Raw genomic sequence first — 21,481 nt, forward strand, 5'->3', positions numbered from 1 at the left:
GATGGATATTCCATTCGCGTCCATCAACGCAATGGCGATTGTGAAGTTCTCCATCAGAAGACACATGATGATGTAAGTTTCACCACAGAGGACACGGAGGACACAGAAGAACACTGATTTTTTATATTAATCCTCAAAGCCTCCACAGGATGTGTTGTATAAGCGCAGTTGCCACATACCGTACAGGCAGTCACAACTACAAGACAGCCACGACTATGAGAATAAGACCTCTGTGTCCTCTGCGTCCTCTGTGGTGAAATCAGATTTCTTCCCCTTTCAGCGTAGCCGAACTGGCCTCCGTGATACGCACATTGACAAAATCACCGACACGATGCGTACCCCTGTCGAACACCACCACACGGTTTTGTTCCGTCCGGCCGAACAGCTGATCGCGCGAACGCTTGGAAACACCTTCCACAAGCACTTCATACGTCTTTCCGATGCAACGCTGGTTGGATTCGGCAGACAGACGGTTCTGTAAAGCGATAATCTCATTCAAGCGGCGGATTTTCACCTCTTCAGGCACATTATCTTCGAGATGTTTGGAAGCATACGTTCCCGGACGCTCGGAATATTTAAACATGAAAGCAGCATCGTACCCGCACGCCTCCATCAGCGAAAGCGACATAGCATGATCTTCTTCCGTTTCAGAATGAAAACCGGAGAAAATATCGGTAGTCAGTCCGCAATCGGGGATGATACGTTTGATAGCTGCCACCCGGTCCAGATACCATTCACGGGTATACTTACGGTTCATCAGTTTCAGGATGCGAGAACTACCGCTCTGCACAGGCAAGTGAATATGTTTACATACATTCGGCACTTGCGCAATCACCTCCAACGTTTCGTCACTCATATCCTTCGGATGGGAAGTCGTGAAACGAATACGTACCCCCGGAGCGGCTTCGGCCACTGTTCGGAGCAACATCGGGAAGGTAACCACTTCTCCTGTCGGTCTCTCAAAACGGTATGAGTTGACATTTTGTCCCAACAGGGTAACTTCTTTATAACCTTTTGCCACCAGATCCGCCACTTCATTGAGGATGCTTTCCACGTCACGGCTACGCTCACGTCCGCGAGTATAGGGAACGATGCAGTAAGTGCAGAAATTGTTACAACCACGCATGATGGACACAAAACCGGAAATATGATTGCCACAGATACGCGACGGAATCACATCCCGATAAGTCTCGGTAGTAGAAAGCTCCACATTGATTGCTTTCTCGCCGGTTTCAACGGCAGCAATCAGGTCGGGCAACGTCAGGTAAGCATCCGGACCGACTACCAGGTCGACATGATGATTCGTTATCAGATCATCCTTTACCCGTTCGGCCATACAACCCAGTACACCCACAATCAGGCGCTTTTTCTTTTTCTTCAGCGAGTGGAAAAACTCCAGGCGGTTCAGGATCTTCTGCTCCGCATTGTCGCGGATAGAACAAGTGTTCATAAACACAGCGTCAGCCTCTTCCAGCGTTTCAGCTACGGAATACCCCGCCATTTGCATCACCGATGCAATCACCTCACTGTCGGCCACGTTCATCTGGCAGCCGTATGTCTCGATAAACAACTTTTTGTTGTCATCAGTCATTTCAGTTGCGGATTTAAAGTCCGCTCCCGTTAATTCGTTCATACTCAAATCTTAGTTTAAAAATTCGGATGCAAAGATACGGCTTCACTTTCAATAAGTAGTTAATTGACACAGAAATAACGCAAAAATTGATGATTTGGCAAGCAAATTTGTAATTTATGTTAAGAGGATAAACATTTTCCACCCATATACTTGGCAAATTTAAATTTATTTTTCACATTTGTGCAATGAAAGAAACATTAGATTTTTTCATAGTTAAGGTTTAGGTTAAAAAAATTAAGGGGAGCTGTGAAGCTGCCCTTTTTTCATGTCCAAATGTTAGTTCAAACCAGATAAAATGCCTACCTTTGGCGGATAACTATTTAGATGTGAAGCACAATGGAAGATTTTTTGAAATTTCTCTTGATAGCAGGCGTCATTCTTGTGGGAATATTCAAAGAGGTGAATAAAAACAGTAAGGCGAAAAAGGCTAAAGCCAAACACCCCGTTCCCCCAATGCCATCTCCGGTTGAAGTAAGCCCTGATGCCGTTCCCATACCCGAAGCTTGGGGCAGGCCCAAATCCCTGGACGAACTGCTCCGGCCGATTCCCCGCGAACAACCGGTCCCTAAACAGTCTTCCAAACAGCAAACTTCGAAGCAGAAAAAGAAAAAAGAAGAAGTATCCGTAGCTGCATCCCTTGCCAACAGTGTCGCACAGGATGAGCGAAACAGCCGGCAAGGTGCTCACTACAACACTCCTCACGATTCACCCGACAATAAAGAAGATTTTACGATTCATTCGGCAGAAGAAGCACGCCGGGCCATTATCTGGGGAGAAATACTTCAACGGAAATACTGAGGAAAACTATAAAGACATATCAGACACAGATTACGCTGTCGTTTTATGCAATCCAACTTTTCCGGAACCGTGAAATCCGTGTAATCCGCGCCTGAAATCTTATCCGAAAAGCGAATAGAATTATTAACTTATTAAATATCAACTGTATTTTAACACGAAATTTACTATTTATGTCACTCAATCGTATTTCGGCAGCAGAAGCTGCAAGCCTGATCAAACATGGCTACAACATCGGCCTAAGCGGATTTACTCCCGCCGGAACGGCCAAGGCTGTAACAGCCGAACTCGCAAAAATTGCTGAAGCAGAACATGCGAAAGGAAACCCGTTTCAAGTAGGAATTTTCACAGGAGCATCGACAGGAGAGTCCTGCGACGGTGTACTGTCACGTGCCAAAGCGATCCGCTACCGCGCCCCTTATACTACCAACGCTGATTTCCGCAAAGCCGTGAACAACGGAGAGATTGCCTACAACGACATACACCTCTCACAAATGGCACAGGAAGTGCGCTACGGATTCATGGGCAAAGTGAACGTGGCCATCATCGAAGCCTGCGAAGTGACTCCCGACGGAAAGATTTATCTGACTGCCGCCGGTGGTATTTCCCCGACGATCTGCCGTCTGGCCGACCAGATTATCGTGGAGTTGAACAGCGCACACAGCAAATCCGGCATGGGTATGCACGACGTATACGAACCGCTCGACCCGCCTTACCGCCGCGAGATTCCTATCTATAAACCGAGTGACCGCATCGGACTGCCTTACGTTCAGGTAGACCCGAAAAAGATTATAGGCGTAGTGGAAACCAACTGGCCGGATGAAGCGCGTTCTTTCGCTGCTGCCGATCCGTTGACCGACAAAATCGGACAGAATGTTGCCGACTTCCTTGCTGCCGACATGAAACGTGGTATCATCCCGTCTAGTTTCTTGCCTTTGCAATCGGGTGTAGGAAACATCGCCAACGCCGTGCTTGGTGCATTGGGACGTGATAAAACGATTCCTCCATTCGAAATGTACACAGAGGTAATCCAGAACTCTGTGATCGGATTGATTCGCGAAGGACGTATCAAATTCGGTAGTGCCTGCTCACTGACTGTAACAAACGACTGTCTGGAAGGTATCTACAACGATATGGATTTCTTCCGCGACAAGCTGGTTCTCCGCCCGTCGGAAATTTCCAACAGCCCGGAAATAGTACGCCGTCTCGGGGTCATTTCTATCAATACAGCCATCGAAGTCGACCTGTACGGCAATGTAAACTCTACCCATATCGGCGGAACAAAAATGATGAACGGTATCGGCGGTTCGGGAGACTTTACCCGCAACGCTTACATCTCTATCTTCACTTGTCCGTCTGTGGCTAAAGAAGGGAAGATCAGTGCCATCGTACCGATGGTATCCCACCACGACCACACGGAGCACGATGTCAACATCGTTATCACCGAGCAAGGTGTTGCCGATCTTCGTGGCAAGAGTCCGAAAGAACGTGCACAAGCCATCATCGAAAACTGTGCTCATCCTGACTACAAAGAGCTTCTTTGGGATTACCTCAAACTGGCCGGCAACCGGGCACAAACTCCACACGCTATTCAGGCTGCACTTGGTATGCACGCAGAGTTGGCTAAAAGTGGCGATATGAAGAATACAAATTGGGCTGAATACGCCAAGTAAATAGAATATAGGATTTACAATATTCGATTCTAAACAAGTATAATTGTATTCTCTGGTAAACAAAAATCATTGGATTTTGTTTACCAGAGAATACAATTATATCTTTGTAGAAAAATCAATTAGTTATAGAAGAATCAATAAACCCTCCATAAAGAGCAGACACTTAGCCTTCGACAACATAGAAATCGGATTCAACAACGAGATTCCACTTTGGTTGTTTTTTTGGGGGGGCAAAACACTTTTCTTTAGGAAAGTACTTCTGCCACACATAGCTGTAGCAGGGGTAAGTCTTTCAATCTGGGTATTATGACACCATCTATTTCCCGATAATCACCTCACACACCTTATCCTGAAACAACCTTGCCTTAGCGGCCGAAAGCACATTCTGGTTCATAATGGCAAATGCCACTTCATGCCCGTTCTTCATCTTCAGATAGCCCGCAAGCGCATTTATTGCCGTAAACGAACCTGTTTTGGCATGAACATTCCGGAAGGCAGAAGTACCTTTCATCCGGAATTTCAATGTTCCGTCCACTCCGCCAACGGGAAGAGATTTATACAACATCTGAAACACCTCTGTTTGCGAGTACGCATATTTCAGAAAATCGACCAGCAGGGCAGGAGAGAGGTAATTATAATTAGACAGTCCGCAACCGTCGGCAATCTTATAGTCTTTCGGATCATGCCCCAGGCGGCGGATTAACTTCATTATTTCGACAATGCCATCTTCGGCAGCTACTTGCTTCTTTCCCGTAGCCTGCGCTCCCAGGCGACAGAGAAATGCTTCCGCATTGAGGTTATCACTCTCTTTCATCAGTTGGTTCAGCACTTTCTGCACGGAAGTGTTCCAGCAAGCCATACGCTCTACTCTCACACTGTCGCGAGGTAATTCGGCAAAGCCATACGACTGGGGAGTCGTGATTCCTTTCACACGAAGGCGTTCCAGGAAAGTGTGCATAAAGAAACGGGGAGAATCGTAGATGTTGACATCATCTTTTCGAATCGAAGTGACATTACCCGAAACAAGGAGATTGTTTCCATTCGTCAGCCAGTCTCTCGTGAAAGAGAATTTCCCGGCAGAAGGGGTGCGTGTTTTCGTCTGATTCGTTACTGTATAATAGGAAGATACAGGTTGGCAGGAAACACTTGCCGTATCTCCCTGCACCGTAGAAGGAACGACAGAAACCTGCACAGTCCCCTTGCAAAACATCAATGGAGACAAATAAGGCTGATAGCCCGCAGGAGTATCGTCCCATGCCCATCCGCTGCCCCAATAAAGGGAGTCTTTCATTGAAACGTCCCCATAGACCTGCCCGTTAATAACCGAAAAAGGGAAAGTGATTACCTCTTCTATCAATGAATCCATCGACTGGCTGTCAAATTCCGGATCGAATCCGCCTACCACATACAGGTTGCCTTGCAAGGTATCATGCTCTATCACGCCATCGTGCCATACTCCCGTGCGGAAAGGCTCGTTGGCTTCGGGGCGGGAAAGTGCGGTAATAGCCGTCAACAGCTTCATGGTAGAGGCAGGACGGGAAAGTTTCTCCGCACGATAGCTATAAAGTGATTTCTTAGCCGTCAGATCGTAGACGGATATGCCGACCTCGGATGCTTCGGGGAGCATCTTCTTGATAAGCGAATCTATCCGGGAGAAATTCTGTTGCCCCCAAAGTGGCAACAAACAAACTGAAAAGGCGACCAACAAAAGACTTTTTTTCATACAATACAGTTTATGACATCAACAAATGACAGTATCTTACCTCTATCTATTTCAAGTTTTTCTCTACCTGTCCAAGAAGCGAACCGGAGCCATAGCCGGACCATACATCCTGGATTTTTCCATCAGGGGCAATCAATACATAATGAGGGATTCCCCGTACCTGATAGTTTAGGGCAAGACCGGTGCGTCCTTTACGAAGTTCGTTCCACTGATTACCACCCATTCCTTTCATCTTGATATACTCTTTCCAACGTGCTTTCGGATCCTCACTAATACTAATCACAGTCATTTTATCCTTATACAGATCCATCACCTTCTCCATTTCGGGTATCGACTCCACGCAAGGGGCACAACCGCTACTCCAGAAATCAAGTAAGATGAATTTTCCTTTGAATTCGGAAATATGATGGAGAGAATCATTCACATCATATAGGTCTCCATCAACCATCATATCTCCAACTCCTACGGTAGTGGGAGGATAAACATAGGCTGTAATCTCCTGTCCGTCATCTGTTTGTTTATCGGCTTCGGACATTCGGGCATAGAGGTTTTTCACCTCTTCTTTATAAGGCATGATGGTTTTATATTTCATCATGGAAGCAAAAAACAATAATCTGTCCATCCACACTGGGGAGACGGGCGCTTCTTCCATGTATTCCATTTCCTTTTTCCAGATTTCCTGCTGCAACGGCATTGACAGTTTCCGGATAGAATCTATTTTGGCCCAGGCCTGACTTTCAAACTCCCGGTCGCCCGGATGGTCTATGAACATCATCCGTTGCCAGTCATATTCCGCTGCCATGTATTGCATCAGTTCTTTCTGTTGAGCCATCGCGCAAGCCGTAAAGCGGTTTTCTTCCTGCTGTTCCGGCACATCGCTTACTACTTCCCATGTTTTCACTAGTTTGTCCTGCCCCTTGATTTCAATGTATTCTCCCGGTGCGATCCACACTTCCAGCCATGTACCCGGGAAGCCCCTGTTGTCAGACATTATCAGCATTTTCCGTGTGGTAGAAACCGTGTCGCGAAAAGAGAACTGTCCATTCATAAGCGTATCTCTCAAGACACAGTTGAGAATATTTCCGTCCTCCTCATACAGGCCGATCACAATGCTGTCGGGAAGATTGGCCAATTCGCCCTGAATCAAATATTCATTGGTGGCAACTGACGCTTTACGATTAAATGTACAATGACACATCACCATACAAACTATTGCCAATAAGGCCGGAGTGATTATATATTTTCTCATCATATATTTGATTTTATCAGTAAGATACCCGCATCAATGAACGATCGCAGATATCGGAATCCGTTTATAACGCTTCCCGGAAAATCTCTCCTACCGTAGGATGCGGGAAAACAATCTTTTTCCATTGCGCTGCCGTCAACCCGAGTTCAATGGCAGTGCCCGCAAGAGTGATGATCTCCGAAGCCGGATTGCCCAATACATGGGCTCCAATCACCCGTTCCTGTTCATCCAGCAATACTTTACAGACTCCGTTCACGCCTTCATTCTCTGCCACAAAACGGCCGGAATAAGCCATCGGAAGTTTGATTACCTGATAAGTGATACCTTTTGCCGACGCTGATTCCTCTGTTTCGCCCACTCCGGCAATCTCCGGATTGGTATAAACTACGCCCGGAATAGCCCGATAACTCATGGCATCTTCCTTTCCCAAGATGGAATGTACGGCAACTTCCGCTTCACGAACAGCCGTATGGGCGAGCAAAGAGAATCCTGTCAAGTCACCACAAACATACACGCCCGGCACAGAAGTCTGCATCTTTTCATTAACTCTGATAGCGCCACGCTCTGTCTTCTCCAGATTCAAGTTTTCGAACCCGAAACCTTTCGTCACCGGGCGACGGCCGACACTCATCAACAGCTTCTCTGCAATGACACTGCCGTTTCCCTCCGCGTTCTCATAAGAAACAACAGCTCCTTCTTCCGTCTGCGACAAGCCGACCACTTTCGTACTAAGCAGGAATCTAATGCCCCGCTTCGCATACTCCGCACGCAGTAAAGCCGAAAGCTCTTTATCCATTCCTCCCAAGATTTCATCCATCATCTCAACCACTGTCACCTGTACTCCCAAACTATTGAAGAACGACGCAAACTCCATTCCGATCACTCCGCCACCAACAATAGCCAGAGAAGCCGGCAATTCTTTACTGTCTAAAGCATCCCTGTGCGTCCAGTAGCTCACCGCGTCCACTCCCGGAATAGGAGGGATAAAGGTTTCCGAACCCGTACATAATATCAGATTCTCTCCTTCATAAATTTCCTCCCCGCAGCGAACCGTATTTTTATCAATGATCTGCGCTTCTCCTGATACGATCGCAACATTGTTGGCAGTCAGCTTCGCTTTCACTCCCAGCACCAGTTTACGCACTACCTTATTCTTACGAGCTATTATCTTAGGCAAATCGAAAGAGACTTCCGGGATATTGACTGCATACTTTGATGCATGTTTTGCACTGTCATAAGTCTTTGCCGAATACAGCAATGTTTTCGTAGGAATACAGCCTTCATTCAGACAGACGCCACCCAGACTATTCTTTTCGATAAGCAATACGCTCAAACCGCCTTTACCGGCAGTTTCGGCAGCCGTATATCCCGCAGGACCGCCACCGATGATAATTACTTGATATTTCATAGTATATAATCAGTTAATCTTTTCATTATTCATTATTATCAAAACATGCTACGATTCATCCGCTTGAGAGTCTACAGGGTCTATTGCCTCCGTGCCCTTTATTTTCTTTGCGAACATTCTCTTTTCGAGTAGTTCCGCAAATTCCTGTTCCTTGACAGGCATCACCGAAACAAACTTTCCTTTTCCGTATTCTATCAAGATATAATCCGTCACCGAGAAACGGCCGAATTTCATGGAATGGTATTTCCTGACCGCGGTAATTTCGGAAAGCGGAATGATCTTCTTACGAATAAAACGGCCGCGTGAAACTTCCAGATCACCGTTTGTTGTCAACGTATAAGTAGTGTGTATAATTTGTTCGATCACTACAATCAGCATCAACATAAACAGTACCGCCACTAAGATATATTTACACCACAATGCGCCGACGGCATTCACAGTAAGCACCACCAACAGGAAATATTGGTACCAGGCGATGCGGGCATGAAAAATTCGATTCATTTTGTCAGATTTTTGCCTGCAAGGTAGCAATTTTATGAATTAGTGACAACGAAAAGTACAACGAAGTAACTTATTTTGTAGCTTTGCGGTGAGAAATAACAAGATTATGGTAAGAAAATTCGATTTCCTCGTTATCGGTTCCGGAATTGCCGGTATGAGTTTTGCGCTGAAAGTGGCGCACAAAGGTAAAGTTGCTCTTATCTGTAAAAGTGGGCTGGAAGAAGCCAACACGTACTTCGCCCAGGGAGGTGTAGCCTCCGTCACCAACCTTCTGGTGGATAATTTCGACAAGCACATTGAAGACACAATGATTGCCGGCGACTGGATCAGCAACCGTGCCGCAGTAGAAAAGGTAGTGCGCGAAGCTCCCGCACAAATTGAAGAACTGATTAAGTGGGGAGTGGACTTTGACAAGAACGAGAAGGGCGAATTTGACTTGCACCGCGAAGGCGGACACTCGGAGTTCCGTATTCTTCACCATAAAGATAATACAGGAGCAGAAATTCAAGACAGCCTGATTAAAGCTGTACAACGCCATCCGAATATCACGGTCATCGAAAACCAGTTTGCCATTGAAATCCTGACACAGCATCACTTGGGAGTGACTGTAACCCGCCAGACACCGGACATCAAATGTTATGGTGCTTATATCCTCGATCCGAAAACGGGAAAAGTAGATACCTATCTTGCCAAAGTGACGCTGATGGCCACCGGTGGAGTAGGAGCCGTTTATAAAACAACCACTAACCCGCTAGTCGCTACCGGAGACGGTATCGCCATGGTTTACCGTGCCAAAGGTACGGTGAAGGATATGGAGTTTGTACAATTCCACCCTACTGCCCTGTATCATCCGGGAGACCGCCCTTCCTTCCTGATAACGGAAGCAATGCGTGGTTACGGAGGCGTACTGCGCACAATGGACGGCAAAGAGTTCATGCAGAAATACGATCCCCGTCTTTCGCTCGCTCCCCGTGACATCGTGGCACGCGCCATCGACAACGAGATGAAGAACCGTGGAGACGACCATGTATATCTGGACGTCACCCACAAAGATCCCGAAGAAACAAAGAAACATTTCCCCAATATCTACGAGAAATGTCTTAGCCTGGGCATCGACATCACGAAAGATTATATCCCAGTAGCCCCGGCCGCCCATTATCTCTGCGGAGGTATCCTTGTCGACCTGGACGGACAATCTTCCATCGAACGTCTGTATGCCGTGGGAGAATGTTCCTGCACAGGATTGCATGGAGGCAACCGTCTGGCTTCCAACTCACTGATAGAAGCAGTCGTATATGCCGACGCTGCCGCCAAACACAGTCTGCAAGCAATCGATCAATATTCTTATAATGAAGATATTCCCGAATGGAATGACGAAGGAACCCGCTCTCCGGAAGAAATGGTGCTCATTACGCAAAGCATGAAAGAAGTGAACCAGATTATGAGTACGTATGTAGGCATTGTCCGCAGCGACCTCCGGCTGAAACGTGCCTGGGACCGACTCGATATTATTTATGAAGAGACCGAAAGCCTGTTCAAACGTAGCGTAGCGTCCAGAGAAATCTGCGAATTGCGTAATATGGTAAATGTAGGTTATCTGATTATGCGTCAGGCAATGGAGCGTAAGGAAAGCCGCGGATTACATTATACGATAGATTATCCGCACGTGAAGAAATAGGATTTACAGTATTATTCTTAACAAGAGGCTTTCTCAAATTATATTTTTGAGTTTGGCCTCTTATTTTTTTATCTTTATGTGTTTCTTTTTCACTCCTCAAAGAAACTATACTATACACTTATGAGAATATAATACACTTCAACATACCGCATATTCATCTATAAACCAACTCTTTAACAACAATAGTATATAAATACGAATATCTCTGTCTCTTCTAAAATCATTCCCCAATATCATCCTCTTAAAAACATGTTCTTGAGCATGTGTACACCTCTTTGAGAATATAGTAAACACTTTCCTGTCTCTCATCTCATACTTTTGTTCACAGAAATAATCACTAATCGAAATATTATGGATATAGCTAAAAGATGTGAGCAGAACCCCCTACTGGCTCCAAAAGATTTAAAAGCGGGAATCAACGGAATGGAAATTACATGTTTGTTAAATCCCGGAGTTTTCAAATATCAAGGCAAAATTTGGTTACTTTTGCGCGTCGCAGAAAGACCTATTCAGAAAGAAGGAATTATCAGTTTTCCTATATATAATGAAAAAGGGAAAATAGAAGTGGTTTCGTTTTTAAAGAATGATCCCGATTTGGATGCTTCAGACCCACGTGTTATCGGTTACAAAGGAAAGAATTATCTGACCACGATGTCTTACTTACGACTGGTTTCAAGTACCGACGGTATTCACTTCAAAGATGAACCGGAATTTCCACCTATTTTCGGAAAAGGAGAGCTGGAAGCATTCGGCATTGAGGATTGCCGTGTTGCAACAACTGAAGATGGTTTTTACCTTACTTTCACAGAAGTATCGTCGGTAGCTGTAGGGGTTGGACTGATTCACACCAATGATTGGAAAAACTATACACGGCATGGGATGATATTCCCACCGCATAATAAAGATTGTGCATTATTCGAACAGAAGATAGGTGACAAGTATTTCGCTCTTCATCGCCCAAGCAGTCCCGAACTTGGCGGCAATTATATATGGTTGGCAGAATCGCCCGACCGCCTGCATTGGGGAAACCACAAATGTGTGGCAACGACTCGTGACGGGATGTGGGATTGCGCACGTGTAGGGGCAGGAGCAGCTCCAATAAAGACAGAAGAAGGCTGGCTGGAGATTTATCATGGAGCCGATTTTAATCACCGTTATTGCTTGGGAGCTTTATTACTCGACTTAAATGATCCGTCGCAAGTGATTGCAAGAAGTGAAGAACCTATCATGGAACCTATCGCAGCTTATGAGCAAACGGGGTTCTTCGGAAATGTTGTTTTCACTAATGGTCATTTCGTGGACGGCGATACGATAACCATGTATTATGGAGCAAGCGATGAAGTGATTTGCAAAGCAGAACTTTCCATTTCAGAGATATTAAATGTATTAAAACAGACACAAGAGAAGTAATGAATAAACTGAAAAAAGAATATCTGTTCTTTAAGCAACAGGAACCTAACATGAGAACACTGTTGGTTACCAATATGCTTTATGCATTGGTACTACCGATAGTAGAAATCTTTGTGGGAGCCTATATCATGAGGAACACGAGCGATCCGGTAATGGTTGCTTTTTATCAGCTGGCAATGTATACAGGTATCATTACGACCTCTTTTGTTAACGGTTATCTACTAAAAAAATACAGTGTGAAGACGCTTTATTCTGTAGGAATCTTAGTAAGTGGCATTTCCATGTTTGGTATGATGGCTATTAATTCACTTGGTTTCATTGAACTTGGTCTGGCCGGTTTTTTAATGGGAGCAGCTTCAGGTTTCTTCTGGACCAACCGATACTTACTGGCTCTCTATAATACCAACGATAATAGCCGTAACTATTTCTTCGGACTAGAGTCTTTCTTCTTTTCTATTACCTCCATCGGTGTTCCTTTAATTATAGGCGCATTTATCAGCCAGATAGATGGAAAAGAAGTTTTTGGGTTCCTCTTCAATATCAATACTTCTTACAGTGTGGTTACGATGGCAGCAGTAGTCATCACTGTTATCGCCTGCATAACACTGTGGAAAGGTAAATTCGAAAACCCCAAAGAAACGAACTTCCTCTATTTCCGCTTCAACATACTTTGGAAAAAGATGCTTTGGCTAGCCGCATTGAAAGGAATGGTCCAAGGTTTTTTAGTAACGGCACCGGCTATATTGGTCTTGAAGTTGGTAGGAGATGAAGGAGCGTTAGGATTGATTCAGGGAGTTAGCGGGGCATTGACCGCTGTCCTGGTGTATGTATTAGGACGTATGGCCCGCCCGCAAGACCGTTTGAAAATATTTGTAGGAGGATTAATCGTATTCTTTGTCGGTACACTATTCAACGGTATTCTCTTCTCTGCCACAGGAGTGGTCCTTTTCGTCCTTTGCAAAGTGATATTCCAGCCTTTGTTCGACTTGGCTTACTTCCCCATTATGATGAAAACAATTGATGCAGTTGCAAAGATTGAGAATAGAAACGAATATGCATATATCCTGAGTCATGAGTCCGGCCTTTTCCTTGGAAGAGCTTTCGGCTTACTACTGTTTATCTTCCTTGCTTATTGTGTATCGCAGGATTTTGCATTGAAATATGCGCTGGTGATTGTTGCCGGATTACAATTAGCGGCATATCCTTTAGCTAAGAATATTACTAATCAAACAGATATTATTGAACATGAGAATGAGAAGTAAAGGTCTTTTTCTACTTATCGCCGTTTGTTTTCTGACATCTTGCTCAAGCAACGGAAATAACTTTGGAGAAAAGGTAAAACAGGTTTCCATCCATAGGGTAGACTCTATGCCTGATATGCCCGAAACTTATAAAATGCTGGACTGGAAGCAAAAAGCCCAAAAGTATGACCAGTTTATCTTTGACTGGGATAATAAAAGTGAAGTCGGACCATTAATCTGGTTAGATGACGCCCGCAGAAATATGGACCAGACTACATTTGGCTTATATACTGCCATTAAAGATATTCGTCAGGGAAAGAATGCCAATAACGGAGAGTTCCATGAAAGCTTGAATTCATTGGCAGCTATTCTTGGTGCCGGTCTTGTAGGGATTGACAAGACGAATCAAGACGGATATAACTATGTAAAAATGGTGCAGAATTATTTCAATTCTGACAATGGCTGGAATATAATCATGAACAATACGACTCCGTCAGTAGCCCTCTTAGGAGGAGGCTATGGCCGTGACTGGTGGTATGATGTATTACCCAATGCCTTATATTATGCTATCTGCGATGTTTTCCCCGATGTAGACGGGGCAGAGAAGATACAAAAAAGCATTGCGGAGCAGTTTGTTAAAGCCGATTCCGTATTGAATGGAAATTACGACTATTCTTATTTTGACTATGCGCAAATGAAAGGAATGGTTAATAATATTCCATTGCAACAAGACGCCGCCGGTGGTCATGCTTATGTATTACTGTGCGCTTATCATAAGTTTGGCGATCCACGTTATCTGCAACATAGTAAAAGTGCCATCGAAGCCCTGCTTGCCCAAAAAGAAAGTCGTTTTTACGAGGCTCTTTTACCACTCGGAGTTTATACGGCAGCCTATTTGAATGCAGTAGAGGGGGCCAACTATGATGTAGCCAAACTTCTTGATTGGGTATTTGACGGATGTAAAAGCCCTGCAGGAAGAACCGGTTGGGGAATTATTGTAGGAAAATGGGGTGACTATGATGTAAGTGGTCTGCAAGGGAGCATCACAGACGGCGGAGGCTATGCATTTCTCATGAACAGTATCAAACCCGCCTGGCCTTTCATTCCGATGGTGAAATATCAGCCTCAATATGCAAAGGCTATCGGCAAGTGGATGTTGAACAATGCAAGTGCATGTCGTTTGTTCTATCCGGGGGAAATAGATGAAACACATCAATGGGCCCCGGAATTGAAGGACATTACTTATGATAATGTTTCTTATGAAGGTTTGCGAAAAACGGATGACTATGGAAAAGCATCATTAAAAGGGGTTAGTCCGGTTGCAATCGGCGATGGTCCCAAATGGATAAAAGGTAATCCGACGGAGAGCATGTTCAGCGTTTACAGTTCTTCTCCTGTTGGTCTTTTGGGGGCCATTGTTTGTCAAACGAATGTGGAAGGCATTCTCCGGCTGGATTGTAATGTCACAGACTTCTATACAGAGAAACCTTATCCGGTCTATCTCTATTATAACCCCCATAAAGAGACCAAAACCATTACTTATCAAGCTACCCAGCCATGCGATTTGTTTGATATTGTTGCCAAAGAATATATAGCAAAAAATATAAAGACAAATGGCTCTGTTGAGATCCCGGCCAATGATGCAAGAGTAATTGTGGAACTTCCCGCCGGAACAGAATTAGAACTGAAAGACGGTAAGATTATTGCGAATAAACAAAATATCATTTCATATAATTAAATCTAAGTGTATAAACTATGAGTAAGCATTTATTATTATTAATTCTTATTCTTGCTGTTTGCACAAATGTCTTTGCACAGCAAACCAAGAGTATTTCGGGTGTGGTATACGACAGTAATACCGGAGAGGCTTTAATTGGAGTTTCTGTTCTTGAAGTGGGAACAACCAATGGTACTATCACTGATTTTGACGGTAGATATACATTAAAAGTATCGTCAAATAAAGTTTCATTCTCGTATGTCGGTTTTAAAACTGAAATTGTAAACGTAACAAATAGCGGAACATACAATGTAAATCTATTGTCCGATAATGAATTGGATGAGGTTGTAGTTATTGGCTACGGTACTCAAAGAAAGAGTGACCTTACCGGTGCTTTGGCTTCTATAAGTAGTAAGGATATTAAGAACTATGCAGTGTCCAATGCATCCGAACTACTTACAGGTAAGGCAGCCGGCGTATTTGTTGCCGCCAGTTCCGGCCAGCCGGGATCGGATGCAGTGATCCGCGTGAGAGGTTTAGGGACCGTCAATGACAACAACCCATTGTATGTAGTTGATGGTCAGTTCATGGATAACATCAGTAGCCTGAATCCCTCTGATATTGAACGTATGGAAGTATTAAAAGATGCTTCAGCCTGCGCTATTTACGGTTCAAGAGGTTCTAATGGAGTAATCCTCATTACTACCAAGGGAGGAGTGAAAGGTGAAACGACTGTAACATTGGATGCTTATGTAGGTGTAAAAAACAGTTATAAAGCATTGAACATGATGAACAGCGACCAATACTACAACTTCATCATGAAAGCGTATGAAAACGATGCAAGCTTTCAAAACTCAATGAAGGATAAGTTTACCAATCAGTATCAGAAAGGTTATAATACCAACTGGTGGAATGAAGTAACCCGTACAGCTTTCAACCAGAACTATAATCTAAGCATCCGTAAGGGGACAGATAATTCGAGATCTTCTTTAAGTTTAGGATATGTAGACGATCAGGGTGCGATCATCACTACTGAATTCAAGAGACTTTCACTTAAGGCGAATCTTGAATATGATATCAACAAATTTATCACTGTTGGTGCCAATGTCAATCTGGCAAAGATAAGAAAGCGTGACGCAGGAGCAATTCCTTCATTCGATTTCATTCAAAAAGCGGATCCTTTTACCCCTGTTATCAGCCCGTTGGTAGATCCTTCTTCTGAAAATTACGAATATAACAAATATGCTCCTACCGAGTGGTCTTACGACCCTAATCCGGTAGCCATGCTCGAACTTCCTAATAGATACAATGACATATTCAATGTATTTGGTAATGTGTTTGCCCACATTAAATTGTATAAAGGATTGAGCTATCGGGTACAGTATAGCTTCGAAAGATACCATGATACTTTCAAAGACTTCCGTCCTGTCTATTCGTCTACTTTTTCGGAAGATAACTTAGCGAATCAGGAAAGTAAATATAATAAAGAAACTCAATTGAATAATAATAGTGCTGTTACTTCTAATTATCTGGTGGAACAACGCCTTAACTACAACACGGCAATAGGCAGGCATAAACTGGATGCAATGGTTGCCATGACTTATGAGAAGAACAGCAGCGAAGGTATTAATGCATTTAAGAGAAAGGCTTTAGGTAACGATGAAATCTATCAGATACTTGACGCACAAACAGCTGGAGACAACACCTCAGGAGGTAAAGAAACATCTTCTATGTTGTCATACCTGGGACGTATCAACTATGTATATGATGATAGATACCTTGCTACAGTCAATTTCCGTGCCGACGGTTCTTCAAGATTTGCAAAACGTAACCGTTGGGGTTATTTCCCATCAGTCTCATTAGGTTGGAGAGTGAGCAATGAAGAATTCTTCAAGAACCTGAACATTGAAAATACAATTTCCAATTTAAAACTGCGTATAGGCTGGGGACAGAATGGTAACCAACGAATTGATAGAGACGCGCCTCTTACGTTGATTGGCACCAATAATGAGAATCAGTGGTACTTTGGAAACGGATACTCACAAGGTTACGTTCCGACTTATGTTGGAAATGCAGATATCAAATGGGAAACCAGCCAGCAAACCAATGTCGGTTTAGATATGTCTTTCTTTAAAAACAGCCTTGATGTAAATATGGACTTTTATGTAAAGAAAACAAGTGACATGTTGCTGAATATGCCTATTCCTTCTTTTGGCGCCTTCCCTAACAGCCCCTTCTTTAATGCGGGAGACTTGAAGAATACCGGTTTTGAAATAGTAGTCAACTACCGTAACCAGATAGGAAAAGACTTTAATTACAATGTAGGGCTGAACATGTCTACTTATAAGACAGAGGTAACCAAGCTTACATCGGAATATTTGAGTGGAAATACCAGCCGTACTTATGTAGGAGGTCCTATCGGACGTTTCTGGGGGTACAAGCAAATAGGAATATTCCAGAATCAGGAAGAGATAGACAATTATGTGGATAAGAATGGTACCAAGATTCAACCTAATGCACAACCGGGTGATTTCAAGTTTGCCAAATTAGGAGAATCAGGCGAATTGAACGATGATGATGACCGTACTTTTATCGGTGATCCTAATCCGGACCTCATTTATGGTTTCAACTTAGGATTTAGTTATAAGAACTTTGATGTAAGTATGGCATTCCAGGGAACTATTGGAAATGACATCTGGAATGTTGCTAAAGGAAGCCTTGCTTCGGCAGGACGCCAGAATGCGTTGGCTGATGCTTACACAAAAGCCTGGACAAAAGACGGAGATTTGAATGCCGTATATCCACGCATAACCAATTCTGATTCTAACAATAACATGAGAAGTTCTTCTTTCTATGTGGAGAATGGTTCTTACCTGCGTTTGCAGAATATGCAAATAGGTTATACACTGCCTAGTCACATTTGCCAGAAGAGCAAACTGTTTTCAAGTTGTAGATTCTATGTGAGCGGTCAGAATATATTTACTTTAACCGGTTATTCCGGACTTGATCCGGAACTGGGTATCAATAACCCATTGGATATGGGAGTGGATACTACACGTTATCCGTCTTCACGTACATTCACTTTTGGAGTTAATTTGCAATTTTAAATCTAGCTAAAAAGACATTACATTATGAGAAAAATATTATTTATAATATGCTGGGCTCTTGCCGGAGTGGGGTTGTATAGCTGCTCTCTCGACGAACCAAGTTATGGTAAAACCACAAGAGATAATTATTATCAGAAGGAAAGCGATATTGAACAAGCTTTGACAGGAGCTTATCTTCAGTTACGTACAACTTGGAATGAATATGCATTAAATCATTATTTTGTAGGTGATTGCAGCACGGATGATGCTCTAAAAGGAGGAGGAAATGACGGTGACCGTGCCGAAGTACGCGACTTGTCCGACTTTACGATCTACACAACCAATGGTGAAGTAGGGCGTCGTTGGGAGATTCTGTACAGATTAATCAATCGCTGTAATGATGTGATTCATTATGCTCCTGATGCAATAGGAAACGAAGAAGTATTGAAACGTTATGCAAACGAGGCAAAAGCATTGAGAGCATTCGGGTATTATTGCCTGGTCACTACATTCGGAGAGGTGCCTCTAATCACTACGCCGATGCAACCCGCTGAAATTCTGCAAATACCCCGCTCCCCATTGGAGAAGGTATATGAATGTATTGTGAGTGATTTAACCGATGCTTCCGCACTCCCCGCAAAAGGAGATTACTCTGAAGATGATGCTTATCGTGTAACACGCGGCTTTGCAAAAACAATGCTTGCTAAAACATACATGTTCAAAGGTGATTTTACCTCTGCCGAAACTGTACTTCATGATATTATTGAAGTGGACAAAGACTATGCATTGTTGAGTGATTACGGCATGAACTGGCGCACTGAATATGAAAATAGCTCGGAATCAGTATTTGAGATTGCCAACAAAGTATATGACAAAGACATAGCCACAGGTACCAATGTTCCCCACTTCTTCACAAGCAGACGCATCTCCGGTTATCAGGGATATGGATTTCACGTACCGACCCAAGATCTCCATGATGCCTTTGACGCAGATGACCCGCGTATTACTTATGTATTCACACAAACTGGTGACAGATATAAAGGCGACTCTGAAGCGCAGGACAATGCTGAATCTCCAAGCGGTTATCATGATTACAAGATGACTGTACCAGCAGTAGAAAAAACAGGTTTCGACGTCTGGATGATTAGTTACAACATTCGTTTGATCCGTTATTCCGATGTTCTCTTAATGTATGCCGAAGTATTAAACGAAAATGGAAAACCAGGGCTGGCACTTACTTACCTGAATGATGTAAGAGAAAGAGCCCGCAAAACGAATCCGGTCGACCCGAGAAGAGATCAACAGGCGTATATTCCTGCTACAACAACTAATACACTGCCCGACATAACAGAAACCGACCAAGAGCGTCTGAAAGAAATCATCTGGAAGGAACGTCGTTGTGAATTAGCAATGGAAGGATGGAGACGGGATGACCTGATGAGACAAAAACGTTTCGGAACCGTTATGCGTGCTTATGCAACCAAATATAATACCTCAAAAGGTGCCAATTTCAGGGACGACAGAGATTATCTGTTCCCGATACCACAAGGTGAAAGGGATAAGAGCAACAATATTCTTTCCCAAAATCCGGGTTTTTAATATGAACAAAATGATGGGGCGGATTTTATAATCCGCCCTTTTTTAACAACCGACTGACCATGAAAAAGACATTATTATTTCTCGTAGCAGGTTTTTTCTTTCTCAACAACCTGCCGGCACAAAAGCCGATAGAGCAAAAAGAGATCCGTTTAGTACAGTATATGCCCAATATACCTTTTCCCTATAAAATGAAAAACTGGAAAGATATAGCAACGAAACAAGATAGACTATTTTACGATTTCAACGCCAAAGGACAGAACCTGCCTCTTATCTGGTGGGACGATTCTCAAGTAAACTTTCCATTCCGCACTTTCGGACTTCCAAGCTACGTAGATAAAAGACGGTTAGGGGGAAATTCTTATGAATCTCTTCCCACTATGGGCTCACTCATTAGTGCAAGTCTGATAGGAGTAGACAAAAGCAATGATGACGGAAAAGATTATGTATCGATGATACGACAATTCTTCAACAAGAAGAATGGAACCAATCTTATATTGAACGGACTCGACAGGAAAGCCGGAGAAAGTTTCTGGTATGAGATATGGCCGGCAATGGCTTATTCGATGCTGGTAGATTTATATCCCCAAAAAACAGAGATGCAGGAGCCGATGAAGATCACTGTCGACAATTGGTACGCTGCTATCCAGGACTTGAGTGAGGGTAGAGAATATCCGGACTTCAACTTCACCGCCTTCAACTTTAAAAACCGTAAAGGGTATCATAATAAAGTATGGCGCGAGCCGGATGCGGCCGCAGGACTTGCTTGGTTACAATACATCTCCTGGATTAAATACGGAGATAAAAAGTATCTGAATGCTACACGTCAATGCATGGCATTCTTACAAAACCGTCCCCAAAAAGAAGGTACTTTCTATGAGATAATGATGCCCTATGGGGCTTATCTGGCAGTACGCATGAATGCGGAACTTGGAACTGCTTATGATGAGCTGAAAATGCTGAACTGGTGCTTCGACGGTGATAATTCAGACCGTGACGGATGGGGAGTGATGTGTGAGCGTTGGAACAAATATGACGTACACGGATTGGTAGGACAAAAAAAGGATGAACAATATGCTTTTGCCATGAACACCTTTTCACAAGCTGCCGCACTTGTTCCAATTGTAAAATACAACCCGGCTTATGCTTCCACAATAGGCAAGTGGATGCTGAACCTGGCAAACGCCTGTCGCTTATTCTATGCAGACGAGCACCCCCGCAACCGTCAGTCGAGTTCTATCTGGGAAGGTGGCCCTCAACACGTCATTTGCTATGAAGGATTGAGGAAGGACTTGTATCATGGCAATCACTTTGAACCGTTCCAGGGATTATTGTCCGATGAGGGCCCCTATGCTATTGGGGATCAGGTAAAAACCATGTCTTCAGCTACAGATATTTGCTTGTATGGCTCGGCCTGGGTGGGTATGCTAGCCTCTATTGTAGATACTACCAATGTGGAATGTATTCTTCAATTGGATTGTAATGCCACAGATTTTTATTCCACAAGAAAATATCCTACTTATCTTTTATTCAATCCTTATTTTGAAGCCAAAGAGGTAACCTTGAATCAACACTTTACGGAACCTACGGACTTGTACGACCTGATATCCAAAAAATATATAAAGAAGAATTGCACCGGCGGAACAAGCATCATCCTGCCCCCGGACAATGCCGTAACTATTGTTTGTATTCCTTCTTCCGCTAAAAAAACAAAGAAGCATGGTAAATTGATTGTTGACGGTGAAATCGTAGATTATCGTTTATAATTCGG

General features: G+C 43.7%; 14 protein-coding genes and 1 pseudogene. 10 read left to right on the top strand and 5 right to left on the bottom strand.

Going from position 1 to position 21,481, the window contains the following annotated elements; all coding sequences use genetic code 11:
* Window positions 1-76 (top strand): annotated as a pseudogene (locus I2I04_RS03550) (transcriptional regulator); the annotation flags it as partial.
* 183 nt (window positions 77-259) lie between these two features.
* On the opposite strand, the gene miaB reads toward I2I04_RS03550, so the two are convergent.
* Window positions 260-1,633: a tRNA (N6-isopentenyl adenosine(37)-C2)-methylthiotransferase MiaB gene (gene miaB / locus I2I04_RS03555; protein ID WP_195654316.1), complete on the bottom strand. Its 1,374-nt coding sequence runs from the start codon at window positions 1,631-1,633 to the stop codon at window positions 260-262.
* Between the two features lie 336 nt (window positions 1,634-1,969).
* Here miaB and I2I04_RS03560 point away from each other — a divergent pair, with 336 nt between their 5' ends.
* A complete protein-coding gene (locus tag I2I04_RS03560) occupies window positions 1,970-2,431 on the top strand; it encodes a ferrichrome ABC transporter substrate-binding protein (protein ID WP_195472875.1) in 462 nt (153 codons plus the stop codon).
* Between the two features lie 170 nt (window positions 2,432-2,601).
* On the top strand, window positions 2,602-4,101 hold the full coding sequence (locus I2I04_RS03565) for an acetyl-CoA hydrolase/transferase family protein (protein WP_195472876.1): 1,500 nt from the start codon (window positions 2,602-2,604) through the stop codon (window positions 4,099-4,101).
* 316 nt (window positions 4,102-4,417) lie between these two features.
* On the opposite strand, the gene dacB is transcribed toward I2I04_RS03565, so the two are convergent.
* The 4 genes from dacB to I2I04_RS03585 form a co-directional block, all read right to left on the bottom strand.
* Window positions 4,418-5,824 carry a D-alanyl-D-alanine carboxypeptidase/D-alanyl-D-alanine-endopeptidase gene (dacB, locus tag I2I04_RS03570; protein WP_195654317.1) on the bottom strand — a complete coding sequence of 469 codons (1,407 nt, stop codon included), beginning with the start codon at window positions 5,822-5,824 and terminating at the stop codon, window positions 4,418-4,420.
* Between the two features lie 46 nt (window positions 5,825-5,870).
* Window positions 5,871-7,073, bottom strand: coding sequence for a TlpA family protein disulfide reductase (locus I2I04_RS03575; protein WP_195654457.1), 1,203 nt, complete (start codon window positions 7,071-7,073; stop codon window positions 5,871-5,873).
* Between the two features lie 64 nt (window positions 7,074-7,137).
* Entirely contained in the window at window positions 7,138-8,481 is a 1,344-nt protein-coding gene (lpdA, locus tag I2I04_RS03580; protein WP_195654318.1) for a dihydrolipoyl dehydrogenase, read from the bottom strand.
* 48 nt (window positions 8,482-8,529) lie between these two features.
* A complete protein-coding gene (locus I2I04_RS03585; protein WP_008023691.1) occupies window positions 8,530-8,982 on the bottom strand; it encodes a PH domain-containing protein in 453 nt (150 codons plus the stop codon).
* Between the two features lie 106 nt (window positions 8,983-9,088).
* On the opposite strand from I2I04_RS03585, the gene nadB reads away from it, so the two are divergent.
* From nadB to I2I04_RS03620, 7 genes are all read left to right on the top strand, one after another.
* Window positions 9,089-10,660, top strand: coding sequence for an L-aspartate oxidase (nadB, locus tag I2I04_RS03590; protein WP_143258788.1), 1,572 nt, complete (start codon window positions 9,089-9,091; stop codon window positions 10,658-10,660).
* A gap of 351 nt (window positions 10,661-11,011) precedes the next feature.
* A complete protein-coding gene (locus I2I04_RS03595) occupies window positions 11,012-12,070 on the top strand; it encodes a glycoside hydrolase family 130 protein (RefSeq protein ID WP_195654319.1) in 1,059 nt (352 codons plus the stop codon).
* Window positions 12,070-13,332, top strand: coding sequence for an MFS transporter (locus tag I2I04_RS03600; protein WP_195472879.1), 1,263 nt, complete (start codon window positions 12,070-12,072; stop codon window positions 13,330-13,332). The genes I2I04_RS03595 and I2I04_RS03600 overlap by 1 nt, the downstream gene beginning before the upstream one ends.
* Window positions 13,316-15,049, top strand: a complete 1,734-nt coding sequence (locus I2I04_RS03605; RefSeq protein ID WP_195654320.1) for a hypothetical protein — start codon at window positions 13,316-13,318, stop codon at window positions 15,047-15,049. Before I2I04_RS03600 ends, I2I04_RS03605 begins: the two co-directional genes overlap by 17 nt.
* A gap of 17 nt (window positions 15,050-15,066) precedes the next feature.
* Complete coding sequence (locus I2I04_RS03610; protein WP_195654321.1) at window positions 15,067-18,135, top strand: SusC/RagA family TonB-linked outer membrane protein; 3,069 nt, start codon at window positions 15,067-15,069, stop codon at window positions 18,133-18,135.
* Between the two features lie 24 nt (window positions 18,136-18,159).
* The gene (locus I2I04_RS03615) at window positions 18,160-19,713 is read left to right on the top strand and encodes a RagB/SusD family nutrient uptake outer membrane protein (RefSeq protein ID WP_195654322.1); all 1,554 of its coding nucleotides are present in this window, start codon (window positions 18,160-18,162) and stop codon (window positions 19,711-19,713) included.
* A gap of 59 nt (window positions 19,714-19,772) precedes the next feature.
* The gene (locus I2I04_RS03620; protein ID WP_195654323.1) at window positions 19,773-21,476 is read left to right on the top strand and encodes a hypothetical protein; all 1,704 of its coding nucleotides are present in this window, start codon (window positions 19,773-19,775) and stop codon (window positions 21,474-21,476) included.
* Window positions 21,477-21,481 lie beyond the last annotated feature (5 nt).

This window comes from Bacteroides sp. 1001136B_160425_E2 (genome assembly GCF_015559655.1).
GTDB classification, from domain to species: domain Bacteria; phylum Bacteroidota; class Bacteroidia; order Bacteroidales; family Bacteroidaceae; genus Bacteroides; species Bacteroides luhongzhouii.

What these genes read in the sequence shown, in the direction of transcription:
- miaB (WP_195654316.1), bottom strand. Translation starts at nt 1,633, where the DNA reads ATGAACGAATTAACGGGAGCGGACTTTAAATCCGCAACTGAAATGACT.
- I2I04_RS03560 (WP_195472875.1), top strand. Translation starts at nt 1,970, where the DNA reads ATGGAAGATTTTTTGAAATTTCTCTTGATAGCAGGCGTCATTCTTGTG.
- I2I04_RS03565 (WP_195472876.1), top strand. Translation starts at nt 2,602, where the DNA reads ATGTCACTCAATCGTATTTCGGCAGCAGAAGCTGCAAGCCTGATCAAA.
- dacB (WP_195654317.1), bottom strand. Translation starts at nt 5,824, where the DNA reads ATGAAAAAAAGTCTTTTGTTGGTCGCCTTTTCAGTTTGTTTGTTGCCA.
- I2I04_RS03575 (WP_195654457.1), bottom strand. Translation starts at nt 7,073, where the DNA reads ATGAGAAAATATATAATCACTCCGGCCTTATTGGCAATAGTTTGTATG.
- lpdA (WP_195654318.1), bottom strand. Translation starts at nt 8,481, where the DNA reads ATGAAATATCAAGTAATTATCATCGGTGGCGGTCCTGCGGGATATACG.
- I2I04_RS03585 (WP_008023691.1), bottom strand. Translation starts at nt 8,982, where the DNA reads ATGAATCGAATTTTTCATGCCCGCATCGCCTGGTACCAATATTTCCTG.
- nadB (WP_143258788.1), top strand. Translation starts at nt 9,089, where the DNA reads ATGGTAAGAAAATTCGATTTCCTCGTTATCGGTTCCGGAATTGCCGGT.
- I2I04_RS03595 (WP_195654319.1), top strand. Translation starts at nt 11,012, where the DNA reads ATGGATATAGCTAAAAGATGTGAGCAGAACCCCCTACTGGCTCCAAAA.
- I2I04_RS03600 (WP_195472879.1), top strand. Translation starts at nt 12,070, where the DNA reads ATGAATAAACTGAAAAAAGAATATCTGTTCTTTAAGCAACAGGAACCT.
- I2I04_RS03605 (WP_195654320.1), top strand. Translation starts at nt 13,316, where the DNA reads ATGAGAATGAGAAGTAAAGGTCTTTTTCTACTTATCGCCGTTTGTTTT.
- I2I04_RS03610 (WP_195654321.1), top strand. Translation starts at nt 15,067, where the DNA reads ATGAGTAAGCATTTATTATTATTAATTCTTATTCTTGCTGTTTGCACA.
- I2I04_RS03615 (WP_195654322.1), top strand. Translation starts at nt 18,160, where the DNA reads ATGAGAAAAATATTATTTATAATATGCTGGGCTCTTGCCGGAGTGGGG.
- I2I04_RS03620 (WP_195654323.1), top strand. Translation starts at nt 19,773, where the DNA reads ATGAAAAAGACATTATTATTTCTCGTAGCAGGTTTTTTCTTTCTCAAC.